Genomic DNA, 12,230 nt, shown 5'->3' on the forward strand with positions numbered 1-12,230 from the left:
TAAATTAGGCATATAGCCAAGGAGAAACACAAATGACAATTAATGAACAGATTTTAGCAAAAGCTGCTGAGTACTCAGATTACACAGCGAAAAACCTTTCTAAAATGATTCAAGCAAAAAGTTACAGTAGCCAAGAAGAAGACGTATGTCGTCTAATCGTAGAATTATGTAAAGAAGCAAATTTTGACGATGTAAGAATTGATGGTCTAGGCTCTGTTATTGGTAGAGTAGGTAATGGCCCTAAGAAAATTGCTTTTGATGCTCATATAGATACTGTTGAAGTTGGTAATATGAATAACTGGGATTTTGATCCATTCTCAGGTGAAATCAAAGATGGTTTAGTATTAGGTCGTGGTACTTCTGACCAAAAAGGTGGCGCTGCATCAATGATTACTGCTGGTCGTATCTTAAAAGAATTAGGATATGCTGGTGAATACACTGTTTATTTCACATTTACAGTTATGGAAGAAGACTGTGATGGTATGTGTTGGAAATACTTAATTGAAGAAGAAAACTTCAAACCTGATTTTGTTGTTTCTACAGAACCTACTTCATGTAGATTATATCGTGGTCACCGTGGTCGTATGGAAATCAGAATCATTCTAAGAGGTATCTCTTGTCATGGTAGTGCTCCAGAAAGAGGAGTTAGTGCTTCTTATAAAGCTTCACGCGCTGCATTAGCAATTGAACAATTAAACGAAGACTTACAACCAGATGATGATAATTTCTTAGGTAAAGGAACTATTACTGTTAGCCAAATGGATGTAAAAGGACCTTCACAATGTGCTGTTTCTGACTATGCTATGTTATATTGTGATAGACGTTTAACTTGGGGTGAAGATGCTGACTTAGCTATTTCACAAGTTAAAGAATATGTTTCAAAAGCTACTGGCGATAAGAAAGAAGATATCGTTGTTGAAATGCCTAATTATGAAAAAGTTGGTTGGACTAAGAAAGAATATTCACAAGAATTATATTTCCCAACCTGGAAAATTCCAGAAGATCACAAATTGGTACAATCTGGTGTTGCTGCTCATAAAGCATTATTCAATGATGCACCAGTTGTTGACAAATGGACATTCTCAACAAACTGTGTAGCTACTACAGGTCGTCATAAGATTCCTGCAATTGGTTTTGGTCCTGGTGATGAAGAACAAGCTCATGCACCTAACGAAATCACTCGTGTAAAAGACTTAGAAATTTGTTCTGCATTCTATGCAATGCTACCTTATAGTTTAGAAAATTAGTTCTACCAATGAGGATATTAACAGCCGTAGCAATAAAAGCTACGGCTGTATTTGGCTTAGGATATCATTTGTTTTTTTAAAAGATAATGATATAATTTATTTACAAAAATAGATAACAACAGACTTTATTACAAAGATTTATTGTTAGAGAGCTAGGAGTACAAAATGTCAAAAAAAATATTGTTAAAAGATATTCATTGCCTTCAAACAAGCTTTGATAAGCCTTCTCTTTCAGGAGCTGATTTATTAATTGAAGCTGGTAAAGTAAAGAAGATTTATAAAGAGGGGAATGCAAAGGTTGATTCAAATACAAGAGTTATTGATTGCTCAAATCATGTAGTAATTCCAGGTTTAATAAATACACACCATCATTTTTATCAAACTTTAACTCGAAATTTACCGGCTGTACAAAATGCAGAGTTATTTGATTGGTTAGTTTATCTTTATGATATTTGGAAACATATTGATGAAGAAGCTGTATATACTAGCAGTTGTTTAGCAATTGGTGAATTACTAAAAACTGGTTGTACAACTTCAACAGATCACCATTATTTGTATCCTAGATCATTTAAAGGCGATTTAATGGGTCTTCAATTTGAAGCAGCAGATCGTCTTGGAATGAGATTTTCTCCAACAAGAGGTTCTATGAGTCTTTCTAAAAAAGATGGTGGTTTACCACCAGATTCTGTTGTACAAACTACTGATGAAATACTTGAAGATAGTGAAAGATGTATTAAGCAATATCATCAAGAAGGTGGAGATGCAATGCATAAAATTGTTTTAGCTCCATGTTCTCCATTCTCAGTAACAAAAGATTTAATGAAAGAATCTTGTGCATTAGCTAGAAAATATGGTGCTAGAATACATACTCATTTATGTGAAACTTTTGATGAAGCTGATTTCTGTAATGAAATGTATGGCTGTAGACCTGTTGAACTAATGAAAGAATGTGATATGGTAGGTGAAGATGTTTTCTTCGCTCATGGTATACATTTTAACGATGAAGAGTTAAAATATCTACGTGATACTGGTTGTCATATTGCTCATTGTCCTTCAAGTAACATGAGACTTGGTAGTGGAATTTGTAGAGTAAAAGATATGAAGGAACTAGGTATCAATGTAGGTATTGCAGTAGATGGATCTGCTAGTAATGATAGTAGTGATATGCTCGGTGAATTAAGAAATGCGCTATTACTTCAAAGAGTTAAATATGGTGCAGCTGCAGTTACAGCTTCTGATATATTCAAAATGGGTACCTTAGGTGGTGCAAAAATGCTAGGTTTTGATCAAGTTGGAATATTAGAAGAAGGCTGGCAAGCAGATATAGCTGTTTTTGATGTTTCTACTTTACCTTATTCTGGCTCTCATAGTGATAGCACTGCATCACTATTATTCTGTGGAACAAATCATAATACTGCTTATACAATAGTAAATGGTAAAGTTGTAGTTGATGATGGACAATTAGTAGGCTATAACGAAGAAGAACTTGCAAAAAAAGGTCGAGATGTAAGCGAGAATTTGCTCAAAAGAGCGGGAGTAATTAAATAATGATTAAATATTTATTAAAAGTTAAAGATGTAAAAGAAGCTCTAATCAAGAAAAAAGAAAATCCTGATTATGCTTTTTATGCAGGCGGCACTGAGATCAATCGTTTAAATTCTACTTTAAATTATGAAGGTGCAATTAGTTTAGAAGGCTTAGGATTAAATAAAATCGAAGTTACAAAAGATGGTGTAAAAATTGGTGCTTGCGTAACTTTACAAGATTTAATTGATTCTGTAGATATTCCAGATTATTTAAAAGAGGCTGCTAAATTCTGTGCTTCAAGAACTCTAAGATGTAGTGCTACAATTGGTGGTAATTTAGCTTTTGGAAGTGATGACTCATACTTAATGCCTACTTTATTAGCAGCAAAAGCAAGATTAATTACTTCTGGAATTACATCAAAAGGTGGATTTTCTGAAGATAATTTGCCTATTAGAGAATATCATTCAAATCATGAATCTTTTTCAAATACTCTATTAGTTGCAGTAATTTTACCAAAAGAAGATAGAATTATTTTATCAAAAAGATTTGCAAAAACTTCTCATGCTCATTCAGCTGTTTGTGTAGCTTTTGGAGCAAAAAAAACTAATAACAAATTAGATGAAGTTAGAATTTTTGCAGCTATAAAAGGTACTGGTGTTCAAAGATTTAGTGACGTGGAAAATGCTATCGAAAATGAAGCATTTAGTTCAAGTGCAGATGTTGAATTCGCTATTGCTAATGATATAAAAGCGATTGATGATTTAACAGGCTCAGCTTCATATAAACGTTATATTACTTCTGTAGCAGTTGCACAAATGTATGATATAGCCAAAGGGGTTAAATAATAATGAAATTTGTAAAATGTAATATTAATGGTAAAAATGTTGATTTAAAATATACAGAAGGCATGAGTCTTAGAAAAGCTTTATTTGATGCTGGATATAATTCAGTTAGAGATAGTGATAATGCTGAAGGTTTTGCCGGTTCTGATACAGTAATAATTAATGATATTCCTGCTTTTTCTAATTTAATGTCTCCTTTACAAGTTGAAGGGAAATTTATTAGAACAGCTGAAAGTGTTGGTACTATTAGAAATATAAACTATGTTCAAAAAGCAATGATTGATGCAGGTATTGTGCAATCAGCTTACAATGCACCAACAGCAGCTTTATTATTAACTTGGTTATTAGAACATGTTGATAATCCAACAAAAGAAGAAATAAAAGATGTATTGTCTTCAATCTTTATCCGTGATGCTGGTTATGAGAACTATTATTTAGCCGTAAAACTAGCTACAGAATTAAGAGACTTTGGAGAATATAAGACAAAGATTGCTAAAGAATATAGAGAACAATTAAAATATGTAGGTAAAAACCTAGGTAAAATTGATGGTGCTGCATTAGTTACTGGTGCTAAATGTTTTACTGAAGATAAAGTAACTCCTAATGCATATGCTCTATCAGTTTTAAGATCTCCTTATGCTCATGCATATATTACAAGCATTGATACAACAAAAGCTGAAGCTTTAGAAGGTGTTGTAAAGATATATACACACCTTAATACTCCAAAAACTCACTATACTCATGCTGGACAAGGTGCTCCAGAACCTTCTCCACATGATAAGAGATTGTTTAATGAAAAAGTTAGAATGGTTGGAGATAGAGTAGCTGCAATTGTAGCTGTTGATAAAGAAACAGCTGATAAAGCTAAAGATTTAATTAAGGTAAAATATGAAGTATTAAAACCTGTTTTATCTGTTGAAGATGCTCAAGCTGAAGGTGCTCCATTAGTTCATAATAGTAAAATCTCTTTTGGTGTTGGGGCTCCAGATAATCTAGATGAATTAAATAAAGATTGTGATCCAAGAGATGGTATTGTTCATTATCCTTTCCCAATACATGGAAATATTAAGAAAAATATTGCCTCCGAAGCAAAAGGGTCTATCGGTGATGTTGATAAAGCTTTTGAAAATTCTGACTGTGTAATAGAAAGAACTTATAGAACAAACCAAATTCAATGTACTCCTTTAGAAAATTCTGTTTGTTTTGCAAGAAATGATTTAGGAAGATTAGTAATTCATGCTTCAACTCAAGTTCCATATCATGTAAGACGTGTTGTAGCTCGTCTTTGTGATATCCCTCACTCAAAAGTAAGAGTAATTAAAGAAAGAGTTGGTGGTGGTTATGGTTCAAAACAAGATGTTACTGTTGAAGATTTAGTTGGATATGCAGCTTGGGATACAGGTTTAGATATTTTCTATCAAAATACTAGAGAAGAACAATTCTTAACAACAGCTACAAGACACCCAATGAAAATTAAAGTAAAGATGGGTGCTAATAAAGATGGACAAATAACTGCAATTGATATGCTAGTTGAAGCAAATACAGGTTGTTATGGACAACACTGTTTAACTGTTCCAATGAATGCATGTTCAAAAGTATTGCCTTTATTCAAAGTAGATAATATGAGATTTGATGTTGTTACATATTATACTAATATTGCAATGGTTGGTGCATACCAAGGTTACGGTGCTCCAAAAGGAAACTATGCTGTAATGTGTACTATTGCTGAATTAGCAGATAAATTAAATCTAGATTATCTTGATGTTATTAAAAAGAATCATGTAGAAGAAGGTTACATGCTAGAAATTCTTCGCGGCTTAGGTGAAGGAAGAGAAGGTAATGTTGTTCCAGTAGGTTCTTGTGGATTATCTCAAGCAATTGATGAAGGTGCTAAGATGATCGATTGGGGTAAGAAAGAAACATGTGAAGATGAAGAATGGAAAGTTGGTAAAGGCTTTGCTATGATTCAACAAGGTTCTGGATTACCTGGTTTAGACCATTCTAATGCTTGGGCAAAATTGACAACTGATGGTTCAGTAGAGTTATTTAGTGGTGGAGCTGACTTAGGTACAGGTTTAGATACCGTAAGTGCAAAAGTTGCTTGTGAAAATTTAAAAGTGCCACTAGATAAAATATCTATTACAAGTGGAGATACAGATTCTACTACTTTTGATACAGGTGCTTATGCATCTAGTGGAACTTATTTCTCAGGAAATGCTTCTCGTTTAGCTGCAGAAGATTTAGTAAGAGCAATTATTAAGGAAGCTGCATTCCAAATGGAAGAAGAAGAAAAAGATCTTTATCTTGATTATCCTGGAAAAATTGTAAGTAAGAAAACTGGTAATGAATTAGATTATGGAACTTTATGTCATACTGCTTTATCTGGAACTGGTAATGGTCAAATAATGGGAAAAGGCTCATTTACTACAATGGTTAACTCAATTCCTTATGGTGCTCATTTTGCTCAAGTTGCAGTTAATACTAAAACAGGGGAAGTAAAGGTTCAAAAATTTTATGCATTACAAGATGCTGGAACTCCAATTAATCCTGAATTAGCTGAATGTCAAATTTATGGTGCAGCTTTAAAATCTATTGGACACTCTTTATATGAAGGCATTGAATATGATAGTGATGGTAACCCACTTAATCCAAATCTTACTGATTATTGTCCACCAATGATTAATGAAATGCCTGAAGATTTTAAAGTTAAATTAATTGATATTGATGATATAGAAGGTCCTTATGGTGCAAAATCAATTTCTGAAATTGCAACTAATGGAGCAGCTCCAGCAATAGCAATTGCAATTCATAATGCTGTTGGTGTATGGTGTAGAAGTTGGCCATTTACCCCAGAAAAGATTTTAAGAGAATTAGGTAAAATTAAATAAAAATATTGCAACAAAATGCAACAAAAAACTTTACAATGGTGAGTGTACGTGATATAGTACACTCATTCAGATAACTATAATCTAAGGAGAGTCTCTAATATGAAGAAGGATAAGGCTTTAATTAAGCAAATGATTAAGGAGCTTGGTGCTCTTGATACAAAGAACATGTACCTCAATGATTTTTTCCATACTTGGAAAGAAAGTGATGATGAAATCGAGGCAGTATTTAAGGTAGCGGAAATTCTCCGTGGCTTAAGAGAAAATAATATTTCATCAAAAGTTTTTGATAGCGGTTTAGCTATTTCTGTATTCCGTGATAATTCAACTAGAACACGTTTCTCATTTTCAAGTGCATGTAACTTGTTAGGATTAGAAGTTCAAGATTTAGATGAAAAGAAAAGCCAAATTGCTCACGGTGAAACAGTTCGTGAAACAGCAAATATGATTAGCTTTATGGCTGATGTTATTGGTATTAGAGATGACATGTATATTGGTAAAGGTCATACATATCAAAAGAATGTTGCAGCAGCAGTACAAGAAGGTTTTGAAGATGGCGTTTTAGAACAAAGACCTACTCTTGTTAACTTACAATGTGACATTGACCACCCAACACAATCAATGGCAGATATGCTACACGTAATCAATGAATTTGGTGGTGTTGAAAACTTAAAAGGCAAAAAAGTTGCTATGACTTGGGCATATAGTCCTTCTTATGGTAAACCTTTATCAGTACCTCAAGGTATCATTGGTCTATTTACAAGATTCGGTATGGATGTTGTATTAGCTCATCCAGAAGGTTATGATGTAATGCCTGAAGTAGAAGAAGTAGCTAAAGCAAATGCAGAAAAGAGTGGCGGTTCTTATAAGAAAGTTAATTCAATGGAAGAAGCTTTCAAAGATGCTGACATTGTATATCCAAAAAGCTGGGCTCCATTCCATATCATGGAAGAAAGAACTAAACTTGTTGAAGATAAGAAGTTTGATGAATTAGATGCTCTAGAACAAAAATGTCTAGAAAATAATGCTAATTTTAAAGATTGGGCTTGTACAGAAGATATGATGAAATTAACAAAAGATGGTAAAGCATTATACATGCACTGTTTACCAGCTGATATCACTGGTGTTTCTTGTGAACAAGGTGAAGTTGATGCATCAGTATTTGATAAATACATTGTTCCTCTTTATAAAGAAGCAAGTTTCAAACCATACATCATTGCAGCAATGATTTTCTTAGCAAAATTCGAAAATCCAAGTGCAAAACTAGAAGAATTATTAGATTCAGCTAAAAAAAGAATTAAGTAGTTTTTTGTAATTTATACATCGGCCAGAATATTATTTTGGCCGGTTTTTTTTTGTTAAAATATTTTCATAAATAACTTGTTTTTTAGAATACAAATAAATAGAATAGAGTAATATAATATGCTTTATGATATATTTGTAATACAAGAATTTAATATTTTTTAATAAGTATAAGAAATTTGCTAAACGTTTAAATTTTGTTTACAAATGCTATTAAACACTATAAAGTAGTAAATAAGGGTGATTGTGTTTTATTTAAAAATTTCTAATAATCGTAAATAAGGGGTTATTTTTGAACAAGCGTTTAATACTAGTTGTTGATGATAGCAATATAAATAGGACTTTATTAACTAGAATTTTATCCGATGAGTATAGAGTCCAAGGTGTTGAGAATGGTAAAAAGGCTTTGCAATTTTTAGAAGAGTATTCAGGAGAAGTCTCAGCTATTTTACTTGATTTAAACATGCCTGTATTAAATGGTTATAAATTCCTTGAATTAAGACAGGAAAAGAAAGAATTAGCTAATATCCCAATTATAGTACAAACAACTCATAGCGGGGTAGATGCCGAAATAGCATGCTTAGAAATGGGTGCTACAGATTTTTTAACAAAACCTTATAGTCCAAAAGTTATTTTACGAAGATTAAAAAACATTATTACTTTACGAGAGAACGAAAGCTTTATTACAACTATGCAGCATGATTCTTTGACTAATTTATATAATAAAGAAGGATTTTATATAAAAGCAGTCGAGGCTTTGAATAATAATACTAATATTAATTATTTAATTTTATGTATTGATATTGTGCAATTTAAAGTAATTAATCAATTTTCTGGTTATCATAATGGTGATAAGATTTTAATTTTTGTAGCAGATATTTTAAAAAAAATATTTGATGAAAAATCTATTGTTGCTCGTTTTTCAGGAGATAGGTTTCAAGCCTTAGTTCCTAGCCCTATTAGTGAAGAAGAAATTGAAAATAAAATAACAATTTTAAAAAAAGATTCTCCACAAAATATTCCATTAAGTATTCAATTTGGTATATATGAAGTAGCAGATAAATCTATTCCAATTGCTACCATGTGTGACTGGTCAAAAATGGCACTAAGTTTAATTAAAGGACAATATAAAAAATATTTTTCTAAATTTAGCCAAGATATGTATAATAATTTAAAAAAAGAGCAATTAATTGTTTCTGAAATGGATGAAGCTATTAATGATAGACAATTTATAATATATTACCAACCTAAATGGGATATGGAAACAAATTCGATAATAGGGTTTGAAGCTTTAGTAAGGTGGATCCATCCAAAATATGGTTTTATGAGTCCTGCTGATTTTATTCCTATTTTTGAAAAAAATGGTTTTATAACAAAACTTGATATGTATGTTTGGGATTCTGTTTGTAATCAAATGAGAGTTTGGCTTGATAAGGGTTATAAAGTCTATCCTGTCTCTGTTAATGTCTCTAGAAATGATTTATATAGTGAAGATTTAGTAAATAAAGTTAATGATTTACTTATTAAATATAATCTTCCAACGACTTTATTACATTTAGAAATTACTGAAACAGTATATGCTCAATCTCAATTACAATTACGACAAGTTGTTGATTCTTTATCAAAGAGTGGTTTTGTAATTGAAATGGATGATTTTGGCTCTGGTTATTCTTCTTTAAATATGCTTAATACATTATCAGTGGATATCATTAAATTAGACTTATTGTTCTTAAATAAAAAGAATTCAGATTTAAAAAATAATAAGAGTATTTTAAAACTTATAGTTAATATTGCTAAAGAAATGAATTTAGATTTGATAGCTGAAGGTGTTGAAACTCAAGAAGATGTTAAAAAGCTTTTAGAAATTGGATGTAAAAAAGCTCAAGGATATTATTATGCAAAACCTATGCCAGCTGAAGAAATAGAGAAATTATATTATTAAGACTCTTCTTTTTCTAATAATTCCATCCATCTTTCTTCTTTAATTTCAAGTTCATCTTTTTTATCTTGATATAGTTTAGTTCTTTCTTCTAAAGTCCCTAATTCAGTTTTTTCTATAGTATTGAAACTTTCTTCTAATTCACTAATCAATGATTCAAGTTTTTCAATTTCTGAGGGAATTGCCTCTAATTCTATTTTTTCTTTATATGTTAATCCTGATTTTTTCTTTGATTTTACAGGTTGAACAATTTCTTTTTCTTTTTTTTCAGTTTTTTGATTATTTAAATAAGTTGAATAATTTGTATAATTCCCAGCAAATTGTGTAATGTTATGGTCTTTAATTATAAATAAATAATCACAAGTACGATCTAAAAAAGCTCTATCATGGGATACAACTATTGATGTACCAACAAAATCTTCTATATATGATTCTAAGTTTTCAATAGTTTCGATATCTAAATCATTTGTTGGTTCGTCCAAAATTAAAAAATTAGGATTTTTTAATAGTTGAGATAACAAGTATAATCTACGCTTTTGTCCTCCAGATAAAGTAGAGATGGGCAGTCTATGTAATTTGGTTGGAAAGTTAAATAGTTCTAAAAATCTAGCAGCAGAAACTTCATTTTTTTGTGAAAGGCGAATTCTATCTGAAATATCTTCAACGTATTCTAATACAGTTTTATTGCTTACTAAATTTCTTCCATTTTGATCATAATATCCAAAAACTGTATTAACCCCAATATCTATTTTACCTGTATCTGAGTTTAAATGATTTGTTATTACATCAAGTAAAGTTGATTTTCCTGTACCATTATCACCAATAATCCCAATTCTCATATCTTTAGTGAAAGAGAAAGTAAAATTTTCAAATATTAAATTTTCACCAAAAGCTTTAGATATATTTTCTACTTCAAGAATTTTTTTACCAATATATCGATCAGAAGAATTAAATTGATTTTGTTTCTTGTCTCCAATGCTTTTTTGTTCACTTTGCATTTCGTAAATTCTATCAATTCTATTTCCATCTTTTGATGTTCTAGCTTTTGGACCACGTTGTAGCCATTCTAATTCTTTTCTAAGTACAGTAGTTAATCTATCTTGATATTTTTGTTCATCCATGAGGCGTTTAGCTTTTCTTTCAATATAAGAATTATAATTACCTGGATGAACATATATATTTGAATTATACAATTCAATTATTTTTGTGCAAACTGAATTTAAGAAATATCTATCATGTGTAACGACAATAATAGTCATCTTGCTTGATGCAAGATATTTTTGTAGCCATTCAATTGTTTTAATATCTAAATGGTTTGTAGGTTCATCTAGAAATAGTATTTGAGGTCTATTAGCCAATACTCTTGCTATAGCAACTTTCTTTTTTTGTCCACCAGATAGCTTGTCCATTTTTTTATTATTTACATCATATAAATCAAGTTCACCAAGGATAGATAGAAAATCATTTTCAATATTCCAAATATTTTCTTTTTCCATTATTGGTGTTAATTTAATAATTTGCTTTTCATTAGCAATAGGATCTTCTAATAATTTATTATATTCTTTTAATATTTGAAATTTATGTCCTGGGCTTTTAAAAAGGTAATCATGAACAGTATCATTAATATCATAATCAATATTTTGTTCTAAAAATCCTATTTCTGCATCGTTGTTTTTTGTAACTTGGCCTTCGTCTACAGAAATTCTTTTGGCAAGAGCTTTTAATAAGGTACTTTTACCTTGTCCATTATTCCCTATTAACCCAACATGTTCATTGGCTTCTAATCCAAAACTTATTTTTTCAAATAGTGGGGTATCATTTAGTGTTAGTGATAGATTCTCAACTGATAGAATATTCATAAAATAAAGAGTATATTATAGTCAAAACCTTTTCAACTAGTATAAATAAATCATTTATAAATAAAATAGATTCAAAAGATTTCAGTAGGGGAAAATTGCGTTATGATTTATGGTTTTGAGCCAATAATTTCAAAGAGGCCAAATATTATGATACTTGGATCAGCTCCAAGTGTAATTTCATTAAAAGAAAGTGAATATTATGGTAATAAAAATAATAGTTTTTGGAAGATCCTAGCTAAAATTTATAATACAAAAGAATTAGAAAATTATGAAAAAAAGAAAGCTTTTATAATAAAAAACAACATTTTTTTATGGGATGTTGTTAGAAATTGTAATAGAAAAGGTTCTTTAGATAGTGAAATTAAAGATGTTGAGCCAAATGAGATAAAAGTTATTTTAGATACAAATCCTACAATTAAAGCTGTTATGTTTAATGGTAAAAAAGCAATGCAATTATATAAAAAGCATATTAATTATTATCCTAAAACGATTGATTTCATTTCTTTACCATCTTCTAGTCCTGCATATACATTAAGTTTTGAAAATAAATTAGATATTTGGGAAAAAGCTTTTATCAAATATATGTAAAAAATCCCAAGCATATTATACACTTGGGATTATTTTATACA

8 protein-coding genes are annotated in these 12,230 nt (G+C 30.5%); 7 read left to right on the forward strand and 1 reads right to left on the reverse strand.

What is annotated here, in order from left to right:
• Window positions 1-32: 32 nt before the first annotated feature.
• From ACZ5RS_RS07060 to ACZ5RS_RS07085, 6 genes are all read left to right on the forward strand, one after another.
• A complete protein-coding gene (locus ACZ5RS_RS07060) occupies window positions 33-1,247 on the forward strand; it encodes a YgeY family selenium metabolism-linked hydrolase (RefSeq protein WP_464638743.1) in 1,215 nt (404 codons plus the stop codon).
• Window positions 1,248-1,412: 165 nt separating this feature from the next.
• Entirely contained in the window at window positions 1,413-2,795 is a 1,383-nt protein-coding gene (locus tag ACZ5RS_RS07065; RefSeq protein WP_464638745.1) for an 8-oxoguanine deaminase, read from the forward strand.
• Complete coding sequence (locus ACZ5RS_RS07070; protein ID WP_464638747.1) at window positions 2,795-3,619, forward strand: FAD binding domain-containing protein; 825 nt, start codon at window positions 2,795-2,797, stop codon at window positions 3,617-3,619. The genes ACZ5RS_RS07065 and ACZ5RS_RS07070 overlap by 1 nt, the downstream gene beginning before the upstream one ends.
• Window positions 3,620-3,621: 2 nt before the next feature.
• A complete protein-coding gene (locus tag ACZ5RS_RS07075; RefSeq protein ID WP_464638749.1) occupies window positions 3,622-6,504 on the forward strand; it encodes a molybdopterin-dependent oxidoreductase Mo/Fe-S-binding subunit in 2,883 nt (960 codons plus the stop codon).
• 99 nt (window positions 6,505-6,603) lie between these two features.
• Window positions 6,604-7,806, forward strand: a complete 1,203-nt coding sequence (gene ygeW, locus ACZ5RS_RS07080; RefSeq protein WP_464638751.1) for a knotted carbamoyltransferase YgeW — start codon at window positions 6,604-6,606, stop codon at window positions 7,804-7,806.
• Window positions 7,807-8,095: 289 nt separating this feature from the next.
• Window positions 8,096-9,745 (forward strand): two-component system response regulator, encoded by a 1,650-nt coding sequence (locus ACZ5RS_RS07085; RefSeq protein ID WP_464638753.1) that lies wholly within the window; start codon window positions 8,096-8,098, stop codon window positions 9,743-9,745.
• Here ACZ5RS_RS07085 and ACZ5RS_RS07090 read toward each other — a convergent pair.
• Window positions 9,742-11,601, reverse strand: coding sequence for an ABC-F family ATP-binding cassette domain-containing protein (locus tag ACZ5RS_RS07090; protein ID WP_464638755.1), 1,860 nt, complete (start codon window positions 11,599-11,601; stop codon window positions 9,742-9,744). The two genes, ACZ5RS_RS07085 and ACZ5RS_RS07090, sit on opposite strands and share 4 nt — an antisense overlap.
• Window positions 11,602-11,703: 102 nt before the next feature.
• On the opposite strand from ACZ5RS_RS07090, the gene ACZ5RS_RS07095 reads away from it, so the two are divergent.
• Window positions 11,704-12,189, forward strand: coding sequence for a DNA-deoxyinosine glycosylase (locus tag ACZ5RS_RS07095; protein WP_464638757.1), 486 nt, complete (start codon window positions 11,704-11,706; stop codon window positions 12,187-12,189).
• Window positions 12,190-12,230 lie beyond the last annotated feature (41 nt).

Source organism: Pleomorphochaeta caudata, from assembly GCF_055395745.1.

Coding starts and splice junctions, on each gene's coding strand:
- ACZ5RS_RS07090 (WP_464638755.1), bottom strand. CDS start 11,601: ATGAATATTCTATCAGTTGAGAATCTATCACTAACACTAAATGATACC.
- ACZ5RS_RS07075 (WP_464638749.1), top strand. CDS start 3,622: ATGAAATTTGTAAAATGTAATATTAATGGTAAAAATGTTGATTTAAAA.
- ygeW (WP_464638751.1), top strand. CDS start 6,604: ATGAAGAAGGATAAGGCTTTAATTAAGCAAATGATTAAGGAGCTTGGT.
- ACZ5RS_RS07070 (WP_464638747.1), top strand. CDS start 2,795: ATGATTAAATATTTATTAAAAGTTAAAGATGTAAAAGAAGCTCTAATC.
- ACZ5RS_RS07095 (WP_464638757.1), top strand. CDS start 11,704: ATGATTTATGGTTTTGAGCCAATAATTTCAAAGAGGCCAAATATTATG.
- ACZ5RS_RS07060 (WP_464638743.1), top strand. CDS start 33: ATGACAATTAATGAACAGATTTTAGCAAAAGCTGCTGAGTACTCAGAT.
- ACZ5RS_RS07065 (WP_464638745.1), top strand. CDS start 1,413: ATGTCAAAAAAAATATTGTTAAAAGATATTCATTGCCTTCAAACAAGC.